20 protein-coding genes and 1 riboswitch are annotated in these 19,347 nt (G+C 38.2%); of the genes, 6 read left to right on the top strand and 14 right to left on the bottom strand.

Features of this window, described 5'->3' with window-relative positions; all coding sequences use genetic code 11:
- Positions 1-93: 93 nt before the first annotated feature.
- From L2716_RS07265 to L2716_RS07285, 5 genes are all read right to left on the bottom strand, one after another.
- Complete coding sequence (locus L2716_RS07265) at positions 94-240, bottom strand: YezD family protein (protein ID WP_236333199.1); 147 nt, start codon at positions 238-240, stop codon at positions 94-96.
- A gap of 116 nt (positions 241-356) precedes the next feature.
- Positions 357-461, bottom strand: a riboswitch (SAM riboswitch).
- An 89-nt stretch (positions 462-550) separates the two neighbouring features.
- Positions 551-1,891 carry an aspartate aminotransferase family protein gene (locus tag L2716_RS07270; RefSeq protein WP_236333201.1) on the bottom strand — a complete coding sequence of 447 codons (1,341 nt, stop codon included), beginning with the start codon at positions 1,889-1,891 and terminating at the stop codon, positions 551-553.
- 123 nt (positions 1,892-2,014) lie between these two features.
- The gene (locus L2716_RS07275) at positions 2,015-3,421 is read right to left on the bottom strand and encodes a YjiH family protein (protein WP_236333204.1); all 1,407 of its coding nucleotides are present in this window, start codon (positions 3,419-3,421) and stop codon (positions 2,015-2,017) included.
- 115 nt (positions 3,422-3,536) lie between these two features.
- Positions 3,537-4,904 carry a sigma-54 interaction domain-containing protein gene (locus tag L2716_RS07280; protein ID WP_408005294.1) on the bottom strand — a complete coding sequence of 456 codons (1,368 nt, stop codon included), beginning with the start codon at positions 4,902-4,904 and terminating at the stop codon, positions 3,537-3,539.
- An 833-nt stretch (positions 4,905-5,737) separates the two neighbouring features.
- On the bottom strand, positions 5,738-5,938 hold the full coding sequence (locus L2716_RS07285) for a cold-shock protein (RefSeq protein WP_236333207.1): 201 nt from the start codon (positions 5,936-5,938) through the stop codon (positions 5,738-5,740).
- Positions 5,939-6,231: 293 nt separating this feature from the next.
- On the opposite strand from L2716_RS07285, the gene L2716_RS07290 reads away from it, so the two are divergent.
- Positions 6,232-6,867: an SIMPL domain-containing protein gene (locus tag L2716_RS07290; protein WP_236333209.1), complete on the top strand. Its 636-nt coding sequence runs from the start codon at positions 6,232-6,234 to the stop codon at positions 6,865-6,867.
- A gap of 117 nt (positions 6,868-6,984) precedes the next feature.
- Positions 6,985-7,224 carry a helix-turn-helix domain-containing protein gene (locus L2716_RS07295; RefSeq protein WP_236333211.1) on the top strand — a complete coding sequence of 80 codons (240 nt, stop codon included), beginning with the start codon at positions 6,985-6,987 and terminating at the stop codon, positions 7,222-7,224.
- A 16-nt stretch (positions 7,225-7,240) separates the two neighbouring features.
- Here L2716_RS07295 and L2716_RS07300 read toward each other — a convergent pair whose 3' ends face one another.
- Positions 7,241-7,582: an Mpo1-like protein gene (locus tag L2716_RS07300; protein ID WP_236333213.1), complete on the bottom strand. Its 342-nt coding sequence runs from the start codon at positions 7,580-7,582 to the stop codon at positions 7,241-7,243.
- 27 nt (positions 7,583-7,609) lie between these two features.
- Entirely contained in the window at positions 7,610-7,903 is a 294-nt protein-coding gene (locus L2716_RS07305) for a YciI family protein (RefSeq protein WP_236333214.1), read from the bottom strand.
- Positions 7,904-8,135: 232 nt separating this feature from the next.
- On the opposite strand from L2716_RS07305, the gene L2716_RS07310 reads away from it, so the two are divergent.
- Together L2716_RS07310 and L2716_RS07315 are read left to right on the top strand one after the other, a co-directional pair.
- The gene (locus L2716_RS07310; protein WP_236333216.1) at positions 8,136-9,467 is read left to right on the top strand and encodes a cytochrome ubiquinol oxidase subunit I; all 1,332 of its coding nucleotides are present in this window, start codon (positions 8,136-8,138) and stop codon (positions 9,465-9,467) included.
- A gap of 11 nt (positions 9,468-9,478) precedes the next feature.
- On the top strand, positions 9,479-10,495 hold the full coding sequence (locus tag L2716_RS07315; RefSeq protein ID WP_236333219.1) for a cytochrome d ubiquinol oxidase subunit II: 1,017 nt from the start codon (positions 9,479-9,481) through the stop codon (positions 10,493-10,495).
- 80 nt (positions 10,496-10,575) lie between these two features.
- Here the strand turns inward: L2716_RS07315 and L2716_RS07320 are convergent, their stop codons facing one another.
- From L2716_RS07320 to L2716_RS07335, 4 genes are all read right to left on the bottom strand, one after another.
- Positions 10,576-10,782 (bottom strand): hypothetical protein, encoded by a 207-nt coding sequence (locus L2716_RS07320; protein ID WP_236333221.1) that lies wholly within the window; start codon positions 10,780-10,782, stop codon positions 10,576-10,578.
- A 132-nt stretch (positions 10,783-10,914) separates the two neighbouring features.
- The gene (locus tag L2716_RS07325) at positions 10,915-11,277 is read right to left on the bottom strand and encodes a YppE family protein (RefSeq protein WP_236333223.1); all 363 of its coding nucleotides are present in this window, start codon (positions 11,275-11,277) and stop codon (positions 10,915-10,917) included.
- 63 nt (positions 11,278-11,340) lie between these two features.
- Positions 11,341-11,877, bottom strand: coding sequence for a MerR family transcriptional regulator (locus L2716_RS07330; RefSeq protein WP_236333224.1), 537 nt, complete (start codon positions 11,875-11,877; stop codon positions 11,341-11,343).
- Positions 11,878-12,276: 399 nt separating this feature from the next.
- Positions 12,277-13,272, bottom strand: a complete 996-nt coding sequence (locus L2716_RS07335) for a DUF2515 family protein (protein WP_236333226.1) — start codon at positions 13,270-13,272, stop codon at positions 12,277-12,279.
- Positions 13,273-13,467: 195 nt separating this feature from the next.
- Between L2716_RS07335 and recU the strand changes: the two genes are divergently transcribed.
- Together recU and L2716_RS07345 are read left to right on the top strand one after the other, a co-directional pair.
- The gene (recU, locus tag L2716_RS07340; RefSeq protein WP_268963960.1) at positions 13,468-14,094 is read left to right on the top strand and encodes a Holliday junction resolvase RecU; all 627 of its coding nucleotides are present in this window, start codon (positions 13,468-13,470) and stop codon (positions 14,092-14,094) included.
- A gap of 70 nt (positions 14,095-14,164) precedes the next feature.
- Positions 14,165-16,804 carry a penicillin-binding protein 1A gene (locus tag L2716_RS07345; protein WP_236333227.1) on the top strand — a complete coding sequence of 880 codons (2,640 nt, stop codon included), beginning with the start codon at positions 14,165-14,167 and terminating at the stop codon, positions 16,802-16,804.
- A 48-nt stretch (positions 16,805-16,852) separates the two neighbouring features.
- Here L2716_RS07345 and L2716_RS07350 read toward each other — a convergent pair whose 3' ends face one another.
- The 3 genes from L2716_RS07350 to nth all read right to left on the bottom strand — a co-directional run bounded on the left by L2716_RS07350 (position 16,853) and on the right by nth (position 19,346).
- Positions 16,853-18,124, bottom strand: a complete 1,272-nt coding sequence (locus tag L2716_RS07350; protein WP_236333229.1) for a glycoside hydrolase family 18 protein — start codon at positions 18,122-18,124, stop codon at positions 16,853-16,855.
- 45 nt (positions 18,125-18,169) lie between these two features.
- Positions 18,170-18,556 (bottom strand): YpoC family protein, encoded by a 387-nt coding sequence (locus L2716_RS07355; RefSeq protein ID WP_236333231.1) that lies wholly within the window; start codon positions 18,554-18,556, stop codon positions 18,170-18,172.
- Between the two features lie 130 nt (positions 18,557-18,686).
- Entirely contained in the window at positions 18,687-19,346 is a 660-nt protein-coding gene (gene nth, locus L2716_RS07360; RefSeq protein ID WP_236333233.1) for an endonuclease III, read from the bottom strand.
- Position 19,347 lies beyond the last annotated feature (1 nt).

Here is a 19,347-nt window from a genome sequence, read left to right on the forward strand (position 1 = left end):
CAATTCATTCATACAAAAAAGCAACCTTGTGCAAATCCCACCTAGGATTTAATGCTCAAGGTTGCCTCTAGTTTGTCTAGTCAGCACATATTCTTATTTCAATCTTACCTTTTCATTCTTTTCAATTTGAATGACTTTTCCGTCTTGTACAACTAATGTTACGGAACCGAAATCCATTGATTCTAACATCTTATTCAAGCGAGGTACGATCGCTTGTAACGCTTCTACTTCTTTAGCCACTTTGTTCTTCTCCTTTCATTTTCTAATTCGCGAGAAGATAAGGACAATTGCATATGAGAAAACAAAAAAGTCTCTCAAGATGAGAGACTTTGTAATCTGTACATGACCATGTATGTACCTTATCTCTCAAAATGGAATGCCATTTTGCTGGAATTGGCACCTTGCTGTTAGCAGGTTGCCGGGCTTCGTAGGGCCAGTCCCTCAGCCACTCTGGATAAGCGGTTTAACTTATTTTTTTGAATTTTACATGAATGGAAGTCTCGAAGTCAACAAGTTTGTGAAAACTAGGTGTTTTGGCTTAGATCTAATATTAAACGCCTGCCATTAATTTACTACGTTCTTGTAAATATTGCTCAATGGCTTCTTCAAGCATGTTCAGCCCAGCATCAATTTGATCTTTTGTCACGATGAGCGGTGGTACCATACGAATGACGTTTCCTTCGTTTCCACACAAATAAAATAGTACACCTTTCTCCAATGCAAGATCTAGTATTCTGAGTAGCGCGTCGCCACTCGGCTTTTGGGTATCCGGATCGACAATCTCAATTCCAATCATCAATCCAATTCCTCTTACGCTTCTAATGACATGATCATACTTTAATCGTAAGTTTTCTAATTGATTCATGGCATAATGACCTATTTCATATGCATTCTCAATTAACTTTTCTTCCTTCAACACATCTAATGTCGCAAGAGCTGCAGAGCACGCGATTGGATTCCCACCGAAGGTTGTTCCATGACTCCCAAGTGGCCACTTTTGCATTAATTCAGCAGATGCAACAGTTGCGCTCAACGGAATGCCAGATGCGATTCCTTTGGCAATCGCCATAATATCAGGAGTCACACCAAATGTTTGTGCTGCAAACCAGTCACCCGTACGACCAAACCCTGTTTGTACTTCATCAAAGATCAATAAAATATCATGCTGGTCACAAATTTCTCGAATCTTTTGTAACCATTCTTTTGGCGGTATAATATACCCACCTTCACCAAGAACTGGCTCTAAAATAACGCAAGCAACTTCGTCTGGTTGAACTTGGTGTTGAAATAATTTATGGAAATCCTTCTCTAGCTTTTTAACAGAAAACGCAATACAGTCATCTGTACCTTGAGGGCATTCGTCTTCATCAAAGTATGGAATTTGATAACTTCCACTTGGATTTAGAAACTTTCGATATTTACTTTTCGAAGTCGTCACATTCAGTGCCCCTAATGATCGACCATGGAAACACCCTGTAAATGAAACGACGTAAGGACGTTCCGTTACGTGTTTAGCAAGCTTAATGCCACCTTCAATAGCCTCTGTTCCACTATTTGCAAAGAAAAAACAATCTAAGCCCGTCGGCAATACAGTTTGTAATTGGTCTGCAAGCTTCAAAATCGAATCATACATAATGACACCAGACGGACCGTGTAGTAATGAATCTGCAGCATCTTTTATGGCCTGTACGACTTTCGGGTGCCTATGCCCTGTGTTCGTAACCGCGATGCCTGATGTGAAATCTAAGTACTTCTTACCATCTACACCATAATAGTAACAGCCTTCTTCCTTAACAACAGGCAAATTGGGGTGATCCTTAGCCATAGAAGGGGCTAGTAGTTCAGGCATCCGTTCAAATAAAGGTTTCCAGTCATAATCTTGAGTAGACATATGCATTCCTCCAAATACGAATCTAGGTTGCGCGTTTTAATAAATAGCTCTGTTAGAGAATATTATTGATTTCTGGTAGTACAAGTGAATTTCAAAGAAATCAACGATAACAATTAACAAAACCTAAAAAATAAATAAGTGTGCAATGAGGACGATAATCGGTAATGTGATTAATGTTCGTTGGATAAATATAATTACAAGCTCTAAGAACGAAATTGGAATCTTGGATTTGATCAGCAATATACCGATTTCAGACATATAGATTAATTGCGTTAGAGATATTCCGGCAATTACAAACCTCGTCAATTCACTTTCAATACCACTACCTAGTACTGCTGGTAAAAACATATCTGCAAATCCAACAATCATAGCAGGTGCTGCTTCAGCCGCTTCAGGAATTTGCATCCATTCAAGTAACGGGACTAAAGGATAAGCAAGATAAGAAAATATAGGTGTAAACTCTGCAATGACTAGTGATATCGTACCAAGAGCCATCACAAGGGGTATCAAACTGAACCAAATATCAAGTACATTCTCAATTCCCTTTCTAACTACAATTGTTAGATCTTTGACTTGTGCTGCTTTCCTAACACCACTTTTGATACTCCATTTTACACGCGATGCTTCTGTTGGAACTGATTCTTCTATTTGCTTCCCTACAGGTTCATAATAAGTATCTTTTTTCCTTGATAAGGGTGGAATTCTAGGACAAACAACAGCTGCGACGATACCTGCGATCACGACTGTAATATAAAACGGTACAAACAAATGGTCTAACCCAATAAAGCTAATCACAACTAAACTAAATGCAATGGATGTGATAGAGAATGTCGTAGCGACTACGGCAGCTTCACGTTTTGTATAATAGCCTTCTTCATACTGTTTGGTCGTGATCAATACACCGACTGTGCCACTACCCATCCATGATGCAACTGCATCGATTGAAGATCTTCCGGGCAACCGAAACAATGGCTTCATAACTTTTTGCACCATCGTACCAATAAACTCCATAAGTCCGAATTCAAGGAGTAGTGGCATTAATAATCCAGCAAATAAAAACCAAGTTGCAAGAACGGGGACGAGAGCATAAAGGACCGTTCCCCCAGTAGTCTCTGACCAAATCCATTCTGGTCCCCATTTCATCAAGGTCATGATCGCAAAAATTGATCCGACAACTCTCATAGAGAGCCAAAATGGATTAATATCGAATAAATCTTTTAGAAAGGAGTTTGTTTCCAACCAGAGTGGCTTTACTGTTTTCGCATAAATGACTAGAAACACGGATAAACAGAAAACAGTGGTCATTACATGCGGAATGTAATCCCCAAACCAACCATTAACTGATTCAGCAAGGATGCCTACACCAATTGTTAATTTCCCTTGATAGGTTACAGGTACAAGAAAGAGAAAAATCCCCAACAAAGAAGGAAGAATGAATTTCAAATAAGCTCCGATCGTTAAGGATTGTGGATCGGTTTGCGTTTCTAATGTACTCTCCTGCAAATTGACCTTTCGCTTCTCAGCTTCCATATGTACTACTCACTCCTTTTCAATTTGAATACAGCTATACACTAAATGCTAAAATGGCCTCCTTTGTGTTTATTTTGTATGTACAACAATTAATGCAAGTTTCATGCCAAAACATTCATTTTATTTGGTATTTAGAGAGTTTTCTGACAACTGTAGGCTGACTAATCCCTAACATTTCTGCCATTTTTGTAGTCGTTTGATAACGTTCCCTTGCCTCTCTCAATAATTTCTCTTCCACATTGCTTAAAATGTCATTTAAGTTTACTTCTCCTGAAATAGTATATTCTTCCTTCGGCTCGAGTAGCGACTCAGGCAAATATTCAGCTGTGATCACTGTTGAATGACTAATGACAACCATTCTTTCAATAACATTCATCAGTTCTCTAACATTCCCATCCCAATCAGCATTCAGCATGATTTGCATAGCATTGTCTTCAATCGTTCGTTGACGGTTATACTTTTCTGTAAATCGTTTCATAAATAATTCGATAAGCGGTACAATATCTTCCCTACGCTCTTTTAATTTAGGGATTGTAATCGGTACAACGTTTAATCTAAAATAAAGATCTTTACGAAAACGTTTTTCATTTACAGCTTGCAGTAGATCCTTATTCGTTGCAGCAACCAATCTGAAGTCTACTTTTCGCGGCTTCGTCCCTCCTACCCGATAAAACTGCTTCTCTTGGATAAGCTTCAACACTTTTACTTGTTGCTCCAACGGGAGTTCTCCGACTTCGTCTAAAAATAACGTTCCTCCTTCTGCAAGCTCAACGAGTCCTGCTTTTCCGTTGCGATTTGCTCCTGTAAATGCACCACCTTCATAACCAAATACTTCAGCTTCAAATAGCTGTTCGGGAATAGATCCACAATTCACTTCAATAAATGGTCCCGTTTTTCGACTGCTTTTTTGGTGTATGAAATTGGCTAGCATTGATTTACCGACTCCAGAATCACCGAGCAGGAGTATATTTGCATCTACTTGAGCAATTTGCAAAGACAGCTTTATCACATGTTCCATCTTGACACTTCTGGCAATGATGCCGTGGGTAGATGAAAAGCGATTGCGCAATAATTCAAGCTCACTTTTTACACGTTCCATTTCATCTTCTAAATTTTCAAGGTAACTTTTCATCTCCATTAATTCAGTGATATCATGCGAATAACTGACAACTTTATATATATCATTCTGCTCATTAAATACGGGTACTCCAGTAACGAGCAACCTTTTATTACCCTTCGTTGTTTGCACGAAAGTTACTTTCTTCTTTTTTTCTAACACGAGTGGAGTCGCTAATGGTGTGAACAAACCTTCAGATTCAAGGTCATATACCGACTTGCCTATAAGATCATCAGATTTCACACCATAGATTGAGCCTGTTAAATCACTAACTTTTACAATCGTCCCTTTCTGATCTGTAACGACGATATCATCCTGTAGAGAATCTAATATCGCTCCAGCTTCATTCCACTTTTTCGAATCCAAACGAATCCCTCCAATTGAATTATTCATTATTGAATAACCTTTCATCCATAACAAGTCAAAACTTGTCCTATATTCAAGTTTAACAATTATTCAATAACGAATAGTTTATTCAAATATGAATATCTTTCTCATCATCATACAAATGTTTAAGCAAAATAGATAGTCCCATTCATTTATTCGATCACGACAAAAAGAACATTTCACAATATCAAACGCGAAATGTAAAGTTCAATTAAATTATGTATACGATAGGGAAGTTATAGGGATTGAAATAGATTTTATATATTGTGTAAAGGGTCTATCGGTGAGGTTTGGTTAGGTATTGATCCATTATGAGGATAGAGAAATATTTATGTGTAACAACATATGAAGAAATGAATCAGTGGTGCCAATCAAATCGGACAAAATAATATGTAATACTGGTCAAGTCATACTGTGAGATGGATACAACTCTAACCAGTTTATTCATGCTCCTAGGTTCGGTGGATTAGTCTATACAACCCTAGTTCATTTAAAAGACTAATAACTCATACAACGAAAGCCCTACCTCTCTTTCGTCCTTACGACTCCTAGGTCGTGCCAGTGCGAATCAGTTATATTGTAGCTCTTACCTATCTCCTTTCTACTCAAATTTTTTATCTTGTTAGGAATAATAAATTATGGAGAACAAATAGATGGGGTTGTGTATGCTAAGTGAGCATACGTTAAGAACGGAGCATGCGTTTCTTTGAGAAACCTCCAGTTAACGGGGGACTGATACCTTTCCAATTTACGCTTTTAAACGCAAAAAGGGTGATGTACAAACGTACATCACCCGTTAAAGTTAAGTTTAATTAAACTTTTTGTACGTTAGACGCTTGAGGTCCACGGTCGCCTTCAACGATTTCAAAAGAAACGTTTTGACCTTCTTCTAGAGTTTTGAAACCTTCACCTTGGATTGCAGAAAAGTGAACGAAAACGTCGTTACCTTCTGAAATTTCGATGAAACCAAAACCTTTTTCTGCGTTAAACCATTTTACTGTACCAGTATTCATATACTGTACCTCCTGTATATCTTACAAAATTCACTTAAAGTTAACCGTTATACTTTTACCTGTATTAAAAAATACGTACCTACGTTGTTATTAGACAATTTCATCGTCCACAACAATTTGTAGCTACGACTTTAATCTATCCACCGTTCATATAACTAACTTTATAGCGTTAACCCAACTATAAGGGATATTGAGTCAGATGTCAAATCAAATTTGAAAAATCTTTTTCGTCTACAATCTAACTTCCCTCATATTCATGATGTAATAAAGAATGTATGTGGTGAGGTGGTTGAATGAATCAAGGTTTTATTCCTAATCATACAATTGAAACAGTCGGTGAAGGTGAGCTTTTCATAGACCCGGATCTAATTGAACTAACGCTCGGAGTAATTACAGAAAATGAAAACGTAGAACTAGCGACTTCTGAAAATGCGGCAAGAGCTACGCGAGTATTAAACTCTCTATATCAATTAAACATTCCTCAAAATCAAATAGAAACAATCAATTTCATAATACAGCCCGTATATGATTACAAAGATGGAACATCCAAACTAAAAGGATTTAAGGTTGAGAATTCATTTCGGGTTCAATTACAGGATGTTGAACTGGCTGGGAACGTTTATGACACTGCAATCAATAATGGTGCAAACATAGCAAGTGCACTCACCTACGATGTATCCAATAAAAACAAATACGAACAATCTGTTTTACAAATGGCTTATCAAAATGCTTTTAATAAAGCTCTTTCGATTTCACAATCTATGGGAGTCAATGTGAACCTCATACCCATTCGTGTTCAAGAAATGAACATTTATAATAACCATGTTATGTATAAGGCTGAATTACTACAAACAGCGCAAACACCAATTCGACCCAAAAAAGTATCCATACGAGCACGAATTCATGCTTGGTTTTGTTACTATTATTAACTTTGCGTTCACTAGAGTAATCACTTAAATATTGTACACCTGCGAATCCTGTATTAAAATGAAAAATGTTGACTATAGTCCGCTGTAATTTTATAGGGGATCTTGGAGGATAAATTGATGAAGCTTGAACAAGCGATTGGATTAGTAATCCGTAAACATAGGACTGTTGAAAAGATCTCCCAGTTCAAACTTGCTGAACAGACCGGTTTTGATCGATCTTTCATCAGTCTTTTAGAACGTGGGAGAAGAGTTCCAACTGTAAAAACGATTTTTATTATCGCTAAGCATTTGCAAATCCCACCTGCTCAGTTGATTGAAGAAGTACATCAACTAGTCGAAAGTGACATTATGGAATAAAGTGGAACTGGATTTATTAGGAAGCTGATTTATTATTGGACAAATGTTTGTCTAATTCCTTATGAATCCCCCCTGTTAACGTACTCCCGAACATTCTAAAATCAGCTCGTAATGCCCAAAGCGGATGCCCGAACGTGGCTGGCTTATTCCCCTCTATAAAATAATGACTAATCCATGCGCAAGCATAAGCCAATATAGGTGCTAATAGAATGAACCAGTAGTTCATGGTCAATAATGCTACACCTAGGCAAACGAACACTAAACTCGTTCCTACAAAGTGCCAAGCACGAGTGGCTCGTTTAGCATGCTGCTGTAAGTAGAATGGCCAAAATTCTTCAAAGCTACTAAAATTCTTCATTTAACCTTTCCCTCCTTTTTATTTTCATTATTCAGATTGCATTAACGATACACGGTAAGGGTGCAATGAAGCGCTCATAACCCCTTTTACAACACTCGGATCCTCATTCATAAGTGATTCTGCACGTTCAAATGATTGAGTTCTTAAGATAACAATACCTAATGATCCATCTAAGCAAGGACCTGCGAGCACCAACTCCTTCGTCTCAAGTAATTGCTCCAAATATGAATAGTGCTCACTTAATATTTGATTTTCTTCAGCGGTAATCGTATCTATAAAATCCTTACGATACGGGATCAATTTGTACAAGTACTCTCCCATCTTGACCCTCCTCTCTCTTCTCTACCAAATTCTCTGTTTGCGTAGTATTTCCTCTATTCAATACGGTACGTGAAAATTCCTGTTTTAAATACCACCACCAAATGGGCTGACTAGTATGCTGGTGAAAGCTGACCATTAGGACAACTCCTTTTTCTATGCGCATAATAAACACTTTTATGTTCATGATAATAAAGTCTCTCCCATTAACTATTACGTTGAAAGGACTTTACACATGGACGATTTATTAATTGCAAGGTCTTTATTCGGCACCACGATGGGTGTACATATCATTTATGCGACACTGGGTGTTGGCATCCCACTTATGATCTTGATTGCAGAAATTATGTATCAGAAAACTAAGGATAGAGATTATGCTATCATGGCAAATCGATGGACAAAGGGGTTTGCAGTTCTGCTTGGCGTTGCTATACCAACAGGTACGATAGCGGGAGTTCAGCTATCCCTATTATGGCCAGGCTTTATGGAGGTAGTAGGACGAGTCATCGCACTACCTTTTCAAATTGAAATCTATGCTTTTTTCCTTGAAGCTCTCTTTATGTCTATTTATGTGTATGCTGCAGACCGTTTGACACCAACCATGAGAATATTAAGTGTCTTCCTCGTATTTGTTGGTGCAGCTGCATCGGGAATACTAATTACCAATGTCCATGCCTTTGAAGGAACACCCGCCGGATTCAGAATTGAGAATGGACAATTTGTAGATATTGATCCTTGGGCTGCATTTTTTAATCCAAGCTTTTTTGTGACAGGTGGCCACGTAGCTGTATCTGCATTTATGACAGGTGCTTTCGTAATTGCGTCCATCGCTGCCTTCAAAATGTGGAAAGAACGAAAACAAAATCGAACTTATAAGTATCATCAAAAAGCTTTAATGCTTGGACTTGTTATCGGCGGAATATTCTCTTTGTTAACAGCAATTAACGGTCATGAAAGCGCACAACTTCTTCATAAGTATCAACCAGAAAAGCTTGCGGCAGCAGAAGGGTTGTTCGAAACACAGCGATATGCGCCACTTGCAGTTGGTGGCTTTACAGATAGAGAAACACAAGAAGTTAAATGGGGTATAGAAATTCCTTGGGCACTTAGCTTTCTTGCAGGAGATCGATTTGATACAGAAGTGAAAGGTTTAAACGACTATCCAGAAGAATTATGGCCCCCTTTATTTGTACATACATTATTCAATGCAATGGTGGGCATAGGTACGATGTTGATCTTCCTTTCAATTGTTGGATTCACCTACCGTCATATTTTCAAGAAAGACAGGTTTCCAAAGTGGCTAATGACACTATTCATATCTGCGGGTCCACTTGCCATGCTAGCTATAGAGTTTGGATGGATTTTCGCATGTACTGGGAGACAGCCTTGGGTCATTTATAGAATTCTCAAAACGGAAGATGTCGTAACGACCGCTACCAATCTAGGTACTTTATTCATTTTATTTATCATCATCTATATTATCCTGATGGTTGCTACAGTACTTGTATTAAGATACTACTTCAGGCGCCATCCAATAGAACAAGAACTCGCACGTATTAAAGAATAGGAGGATTCGTTTTGACAGATTCTTTACTGGCTATTTCATTACTTTGGATTTTTGTCTTCATCTATGCAGTTGCGGCCACCATTGACTTTGGTGCAGGTTTTTGGTCTATGATTTATTTAGGTAAACGACAAATGCGTGCCACTCGAATAGCGAACAAGTATCTATCCCCTTCTTGGGAAGTAACCAATGTGTTTATCGTACTTATCGTTGTTGCATTGGTCAGTTTCTTTCCGGGAGCAACCTACACTTTAGGAACTGTCATGTTAATCCCAGGTAGTCTTGTTATATTATTACTTGCACTAAGGAGTGCCTTTCTCGTCTTTTCCCACACTGCGAAAGAATATGAGAAATTTCTAACGTATGTATCAGGTATTTCTGGTTTTCTGATCCCAGGATTACTCATTCTAATATTACCGATTTCCCATGGTGGTTATATTAAAACAACTGGAGGTATTGAAAGTCTAAGTTTTGTTGCTTTGTTAGAAAATTGGAGTACATACGCTTTCTTTGGATTCGCTATTTCAAGTACCCTTTTCTTGTCCTCTCTCCTACTATCAGATTATTCCAATGTTGCAGGAGATGACGAAGCATTTATCATTTACAGAAGAGATGCTCAAATTCTTGGCCCAATCGTTTTGCTATTTGCATTATTAATTATGTTAGCTATTAAGGTTGAAGCAAATTGGCTGTATGAGAACATGATGAATCAATTGGCTTGGTTAGTTGCTTCTATTGTTGTTTTCGCACTAAGTTACGGAGTCTTATGGATCAAAAAACGTATTCCTCGGATTGCCGTTATCGGTATCGTCATCCAATATTTATTAGCAAGTTATGCCTATGGCGTCAGTCATCTGCCATATATCGTTTACCCGATTGTTACAATTGAATCAGGCTTTACAGACCCTAACATGTTTAGAGCACTCTTCGTATCTTATATCGTTGGTTTTGCTATTCTAATTCCTGGATTCATATACTTTTGGCGTCTGTTCATGAAAGATCGTCGTTATATTAAATCAGGTGATTCTTAAAATAAGTTGATTAGTACGGTACGTGAAATTTTAACATCGTTTTTAAATAAAAGGCTGCCTATTTCAGTCAGCCCTTGCCATTATTGATTTTCTTGAGAATCATTCTTCTTTGTATTCTCATCAACGTTATGATTTTGATGCTCTTGTTCAAATTTCGTCAATTCTTTTGCAGAATGCTTACGGATAAGTATAGTTGCTATGATCGCCGCTGCCATAAATATGATTAACATAGTGACAGAGGGAATATATTCTGTCTTATCTTCAGGAAAATAAAGAAACTCCATCATACGCGCCACGCCCTCTCTTGTATTGCTGTACCAATTATAACAGACCTATAAGAGGTCATGTCCGAAAAACGGTATTACAATTTAATGATATAAAAAGCCTGAATGAAAATATTTCTTCCATCCAAGCTTCCTTTACACTTGTTCCTCGATAGATTCGAGGATATATTCTATTGATTTCGTCATCGCAATAAAGCGTTTTTCCTTTGTATCCTTTTGAAATGCTTGGACAGCAGCAATCGTCATGTTTTCATGAGTATCTTTAATTTGTATTGGATACACATATTTAGGTTTCTCAGCTAATGCCCATTTTGTTGCTAAGGGCTTCCATTCATCTGCTAAAGTCTGGACTTTGTCAGCGAAAGGCTTTACTTGCCCATAAAAGTCAACTTCATAGTCTTCACGTAATGTATCTTCCGTAAATTGAACATAAGCTTGATTGTTTAAGTCTCTTAGTTCTTTGGTCAATGTTTTTAGTCTTTGTTGATCTATAGTCATTCTTTCACCCCACACCTTACATCGTATCAAATGAGGTCTAAGATCGCTATCCTTTATGTTTATTTATTGCATTGTAAATAAACTGACGAGCCAGTTGCGCTTTCTTGTCTTCATAGTAGGATTAAATTCTGTTCGAATTTCATTGGTAGCAGTTACTTGTAGTAATAATTGTTCCTCTAAGACAAGCATTTTCTCTTCAAGCTCCGTTAGACGAGTGGCCATCTGATCCATATCTTTTCTATGTTGCATCACTTGGTAAGAAAGAACCTCATCCGCTTTCTGAGATACTTTGGACTCCAATCCATTCAACTGTTCTTGCATTTGATGGAAATACGCATCCATTTCTTTCAAACCATCGCCCTTTTTATTTTGAGGCTTAACATCAGCCACCTCTTGCTGTTTAATATCACTCATTTGTAACCCTTGTTGCAACAGTACTTGTATTTCTTCTAACCGTTCAATGTCAACTTGTCGGAATAAATAGTGTCCGTGATCGTTCTTCGGGCAAGGAATATCAAAATACTTCACCCAGCGCTGGATGGTCGTCGGATTCACATTAAGTCTTTTTGATACCACTTTTGTTTTCACCAATTTATCCATAGTACGGACCTCCCGATTTAATAGTATGTTACCTATTCTAGGGGATTTTACCTTTTCCCTTTAGGCATGACAAAACTAGTATCCGTTCGGCAAAGAAAGTGGAATTATCAAAAATACGCTTGAATTCGACAGAGATAAAGGACTGTATAGTCAATCATTTGAATACCATACTAATCCTTAGGAGGTGATTCATTTGACGAAACGACGTGGACCTAATAAAGGTGATCAAAAGCACACACAACAAGAAAAACAGACGGGTTATGGTGATAAGAAGCTAGAGGGACCTAATCGGCCTGCCACATAAATCGAGTGTCCGGCGCATGTTTGATCCTTCCTGCAATTTTACGAGACCAAGTAGCGTTTTCTACTGGGTCTTGTTTGCTTTTTTCGAAATTTTCCTTAAAGTGTTGTTAACTTACTAAGCATATATAACTCCAATCTTTTATGTTCATACCAATCGTTCAGCTTGATCTTTTTGGGTAGTTCCACATCTTTAAAATATTGTTTAGTCGGCGGACGATCTATTGACCAATCTTCAGATGGTCTCCTATGATGGTTGATAATCGGATACATCACTCTTAAAGGAAGGCGGTGTCCTCTCCTCACTCGTTGCAAATACTGTTCATAATCCACTCTTGCACCAGTAGGTTCAGTACGTTGTGCGAATAAACAAATTGCCTGCCTTAGATCGTGTTCCGACAAAATCTTCAACAACCTCTTCCCTAATGCAATGCGGTTCTTTAACTTCTTGAAACCATGAACCGATAACCCGTACAGTTCACCTTGTATTGTAGGGAATAGAACAGTACTAAAATGAAATCTGTCCTGTAACCAAAATGGGACTGTGGATAGCACTTTTTGATCTAATTCGTCATTTTCTATAACCGGTAATTGTATGACGTTCTGTTCATTAATAATCAGTGCTTGATCAATCCTTTTCTGATCTCGATCAAGCCAATAAGTCTCCCACTCTTTTTTCATGAACGATGAAACGTTAAATTCATCTAACAAATGAAAAAGTGGTTCTCCTATTTGTTTAGATACTTCATATAACAATAGCTGCGGATAAGCGTCCGAGAAGATGAGCCAATTTGCGCGTTCATATGTTTGAAATATGGAATATCTCTTTTCAGGTGATAAAATTTGACGAAATTCATATATTTGTAAGTCTGTCATATTCCAGCCTGCATTTCGCGAAACCATACTCGCAAGAAACGGCCAAAGAATTTCCTTATTATGACGATAAAAAGACTGATAGGCGAGTGTTCGTGAGATGTTATCTACGTTCCACTTTTTTGTTTGACGGTTGATATACTCAATAAGGATCGATTCAATGCTAAGTTGATCTGTCTGGAAACGACGGTTTGCTTCTGACATAAACGAGCTTCTTTTCATAAATGTCCCCTTCCAACAAACATAAGTTCGTAAACCCTACTCGCTTTACTCGACATTCACCGTAAATGTGGTATATTTTTATACATGTGTTTCGTAAGATTAAAATTATTGATTAGATGAAACCATTTCTATTTCCAATCGTCTAGAATGATAGATGATTGACTTAATTATGATGTTGGAAGGGCGGTGAACCATTTGAATTTCCGTTATCCGAATCGAAAATCAACCGAATCCATCCAGCGGCCTGTTACATCTTCATCATCAAAACTAGAAACGAAAGATGAAAGGTCTTACGCTAACCGCGGGATGACATTTGAAGAGGATATCAACCATTCCAATTCCTATTATTTGCAGTCTGGCAAGTCAGTTATTCACAAAAAACCTACTCCTGTACAAATCGTTTCAGTGGATTATCCGAAAAGAAGTGCTGCGGTCATTAAAGAAGCCTATTTCAAACAACCTTCAACAACGGATTATAACGGTGTATATAGGGGAAAATATATAGACTTCGAGGCAAAGGAAACAAGAAACAAAACATCCTTTCCGTTAACTAACTTCCACCAGCATCAAATTGATCACATGAAACGGGTGATTAAACAGGATGGTATTTCATTTATTTTAGTTCATTTTAAAAGCACTCAAGACATTTATTTTTTAGATGCGAAGCATTTATTCGATTTTTGGGATGGCCAACAAAACGGGGGTCGGAAATCAATTCCTAAATCTTACTTCGAGAACTTTGGAAGCCCGATCCAATTGGGATTCAACCCACGAATTGATTATTTAAAAATCATTGACGAATTGTTTTTCCCAGATGTTTAAGGGGTAATAAACAGTGAGTTTCATTCGAATGTTATGACGGTATGTATCGTTTAGAAAGGTAGGAACAACGATGAGTGATAATTACAATTCTCGACAACAAAGACGAAAGCAATCGTCTTCTACGAAAAACAAAAAAGGACCGAATAAGCCGGACAAAAGTATGATGAAAAGGATTATATCGATCCTGATTGTCCTCGGACTAATTGGCGTCACAGCTGGTGCAATTGCTGTTTTCGCTGTGATTAGCCAGGCACCAGAACTCGATCCTAAAGAGCTTGAAACACCTGTTTCTTCAAAGATATTTGATAAGGATGGAAACGAGTTCGGAATGCTCAATAATGATGAAAAACGAATAAGAGCTAATTTCGATGAAATTCCACAAGTCATGAAAGACGCTGTCATTGCTACAGAAGATGTCAGATTCTATGACCACTTTGGAATAGATATCCGTCGAATAGGTGGCGCAGCAGTTGCGAACGTGACTGGTGGATTTGGTTCTCAAGGTGGTAGTACGATCACCCAACAAGTTATCAAAAATACATTATTAACGCACGATAAGAAATTAACTCGAAAGATTAAGGAAGCATATCTTGCCATTAAGCTTGAACAACGCTTCTCTAAAGATCAAATATTCGAAATCTATTTGAACAAAATCTTTTATGGTCAACGTGCGAATGGTGTGGCTACTGCTGCAAAGACTTATTTTGATAAAGATATTCAAGACTTAGAACTACATGAAGCTGCTTTATTAGCTGGACTGCCAAAAGCACCTTCTACTTATAATCCTTTAGAAAATCCTGAGAAAGCTGAAAAACGCAGAAATGTAGTACTCTCTCAAATGGAGAAATACGGATATATTACGAAGGAAGAAATGAATAAAGCGAAAGCCATTAAAGTCGCAGATTATGTGAGTAAGAACGAAGTTGAATCTGAAAAAGATTCATTTGAGACATTTAAAGCTCAAGTCGTTAAAGATGCAGCAAAAATGGCTGGATTTGAAGATACTGGAGAAGTTTACACATCTGGTTTAGAAATTCATACTACATTAGATCCAAATGCTCAAAGAGCTGTACAAGAAGCGCTTTATACAAACAACATTATTAAAGAGGAAAACTTACAAGGTGGACTCGTGGTTACTGATACAAAAACAGGTGCAGTTCGCGCGATTGGTAGTGGTAGAAAGAGTACTTCAAGTGCCTTTTACGCAACCCAAATGGATACGCGTCAACCAGGTTCAACGATCAAGCCTATCCTAGACTATGGACCAGCGATAGAATTCTTAAAATGGCCAACGTTCAAGGAAGTCAGTGATGATAAACTTGTTGTCGATGGACATGAGTTTCACAACTACGACGATAAGCATCATGGCGATATGTCGATACGTAAAGCCTTGTATGAATCATACAATCTACCTGCTATTCGTACATGGCAAGAGGTAGATCCGGATCAGTCCAAGGAATTTGCAAGAAACCTCGGGATCGAAATTGAAGACAAACATTATAGCCCTGCTTATGCCATCGGTGGTTTCAGAAAGAGCCCGTCACCTATGGATCTGGCAGCTGCATATGCTGCATTCGGTAATGAAGGGGTCTACAACAAACCTTACACGGTGACTAAAATCAAATTCCCTGATGGTCGAGAAATTAAGCATGAAGCAGATCCTAACCCTGTTATGGAGGACTACACAGCATACATGGTTACGGATATGTTGAAGGATGTTATCACGAAAGGAACAGCAAAAGATCACGTGAATTTGAAGTTCCCGGTTGCCGGTAAAACAGGTACAACAAACTTTAGTAAAGATGAAGGACCTGAATTCGAAGGACAGACGAAAGATGCTTGGTTTGCTGGATACTCAACTGAACTTTCCATGGCGGTTTGGACAGGGTACAACGGTAAAACAGATGAAGAAGGTAATCCACTATACTTAACGAGAGACACGGATGACTATTCCAAGCTGATCTTCGATTATGTGATGGAGAAAGCAAGTGCAGATTTGAAAAATTCTGACTGGAAACGTCCGAAGTCAGTAGTCGAAGTAAACATTGAAAAAGGGACTGGCAAACGAGCTAGCGAATTTACGCCTAAAGATAAAATTATTCGCGAGCTAGCGGTTAAAGGCACTAGCCTACCTGATGTTTCAGAAGAATTCTTTAAACTAGAGTCACCTCAAGGTTTACAAGCTGATTATGATGAAAAGAAACAGGAAGCTAAACTCAAATGGAAGTATCCAAAAGAAATGATTGAGAAAGGTATTACATTTAAGATTATGTATTCGATCGATGGAAGTGGATTCCAAGAATTAACGAAGCAAAAGGAGACTGAACTCGTTGTCGAAAACCTATCTCCTGGCGCAACGATTACCTTTGCAGTTGTTGCTGTAGATGAAAAGAATAGCAAGGAAAGTGAACCTGCAACGGTTGAGGTAACGACGACTGATCAACAAGATGAAAAAGAGAAAGACAAAAAGGATAAAAAAGATAAGAAAGATAAGAAAGATGAAGACGCTAACGATGAAGAGGGAGATACAGGCTCCGGTGACGAAGGAACACCTGGTGAAAACGGTGGAGATACCGGTGAGCCGGGTAACGAACCTGGAGAAGGTAACGATGGTTCAGGAGATTCCGGAGATGGAGACTCAGGAGACGAAGACGATTCGGGTCCATTAGGTATAAGCCTACCCCCTACTAACTCAAGAGAAGCAGCGTAATAGCTGTAAAGAAAGGACTGACAATTGTCAGTCCTTCTTTATGTTATTTTACTTTTTTACATTAAACCGGTCTTTAATTAATGACCAAATTGGTGTATATGGAAAAGCAAGATTCCAAAATGACATCCCAGCAATTCCAAGCTTTTTTATCAATTCAAATTTCGCAGCCATACTTCTCAGATCCTCAAACCATACAATATGCTCTTTCCCTTCTTTATCATAATACGTATAGAAGGGTGCGTGTGAATCTTGATCGTACTGAATTTCTGTTTTCATTGTATAGGCTAGCCTTGTCGCCTGGGGTACGCTTAGCGCTTTTGCAAATTTACCACCTTCAACATAAGGTAATGTCCAATCATACCCATACAAATTGACACCCATCACTACTTTTTCTTTTGGAATTTCTGTAAGTGCATATTTGAGAACTTTTTCAACTTCAGGTAATGGACTCACAGGCATTGGAGGACCTCCGCTCCATCCCCACTCATATGTCATGATGACCACATAATCGACGATTTCACCATGTGCCTTATAATCATGACCTTCGTATAAGACACCTTTTTGGTCTGCTTTTACCTTAGGTGCAACAGCTGTAGAAACGACATACCCTTGTGGTTTCATTTTTTTCACTAGTTTTCTTAAGAAATTATTATAGCGTTCTTTATTTTCTTTCCCTAAAAACTCAAGGTCCACATTTACCCCTTTATAACCTTTCGCTTTCATTTCTTTATCGATATTGGATATGAGTGTATTTTGAACTTGATCGCTACTTAAGATGGTTGTGGCGAGCTCAGTGTCAAATTCAGCACCTTCTTTAATATTCGTTATGGTCATAACAGGCTTAACATTGTTTGCTTTTGCTACGTCTATTAAAGATTGATCATTATCGAGTGGGTTTAGATTACCTTTTGCATCAACATGATAACTGAATACAGATAACCAACTTAGTGTATCTCCTGCTGTTTTCGCATTATTTACCGATTTCTCATAGGGCTCTGCATAAGCATTTACAAGTGTCGTTGTCTTAGGTTTAGCTGGGACTGTTAAAACTTGACCGGGATAAAGAACAGAACCTTCTATTTGAGCATTCGCCTTTTTGAGCTCCGTAACTGAGACGCCAGTCTTTTGTGAAATACTAAAATAAGAATCTCCTGGTTGTACTGTATACTTATTTCGAGTTGGAATGAGTAGCGTCTGACCTATTGCTAGTTGATCGGTATTTTCGAGCCCATTTAATTCAACGATATTTTGCCACGGTATACCATACAGCTGAGAAATCCCCCATAATGATTGACCTTGTCTAACAACATGGATTTGCATGAACAACCCCTCCCGCCGGCGTAGTCATGCTATTATCCTATGTGTTCATTTCTTGTCTATATGCTGTTTTTTTCGAATCGCAATGTACCATTGCTTCTCTAATTCTTCATAAAGCTCAGATAGTTGGATGAATGCATGGAATTGATCGGGGAATTGAAAAATATAGGAAAGACGTTCTTTAGCGTTCACTGGTTTTAGTAGTAAATGGGCAGCGTCATCAGTAATCTCGGTTAATCTAGTCAGCAATTGATCATTCGTCCAGAACATTAAATTAACAAACCAACCGATCCCCTCTATCATCAAAGGTTTAGCTGACTTTCGATCACGTGCTTTAAAGTGTTTTGATATTTCAACTTTCTGGACTTTCCAAAGTTTAAAGACGTGTTGAACCAGTTTGTTAAAGTCAACTTCATCCTTATTGCGTTTGTCCATCATAACCAATATGTCTACTAAGAAAGGAGTTTCCGCTAGTTCTAGTAAGTTCTTATCACTGCAGTAGCATAAATGATCGCATGGAAAAAAGAATGTATTTTGAAATGAGCTAGGGATACCTATACATTTCTCAGACATTCTCTTTTACTTTCTTCATACGTTTTTGTCCTTCACGGCATAAATACAACAACGGACAAACCGTACATTGTGGTCTTTGTGCCTTACAATGATACCGGCCGAAAAAGATTAGGCGATGATGTGTCTCTGACCATTCCTCTTCTGGTATTTTTCTCATCAAAGTTTTTTCAACCTCTAATACGCTATCTTTCCATCTGCAAAGACCTAATCGTTTAGAAACGCGTTCAACATGGGTATCTACAGCAATGGCAGGTACACCAAAAGCAACCGAAACAATGACATTTGCTGTTTTGCGCCCTACTCCTGGCAGTTCAACTAGCTGATCACGATCTTTAGGGATCTCTCCACCGTGTTTGTGGATAACAATCTCAGATAATTTTCTAATATTCTTCGCCTTATTCCGATATAAACCGATTGATCGGATATCTTGCTGTAATTCTTCAAGAGGAACGGCTAAGAAATCTTCTGGTGATTTGTATTTTTGAAACAAACCAGGCGTCACTTTATTTACGAGAGCATCTGTACATTGTGCAGACAACAGCACAGCAATCGCTAGCTCAAATGGATTAGAGTGAGTCAACTCACAATGCGCTTCGGGAAACATGTTCCCCATTTCATCTAGTACTTCTCGAATTTGTTTTTTAGTTAACATG

Origin of the sequence: Pseudalkalibacillus berkeleyi (assembly GCF_021608225.1) — a bacterium.
GTDB lineage: Bacteria > Bacillota > Bacilli > Bacillales > Fictibacillaceae > Pseudalkalibacillus > Pseudalkalibacillus berkeleyi.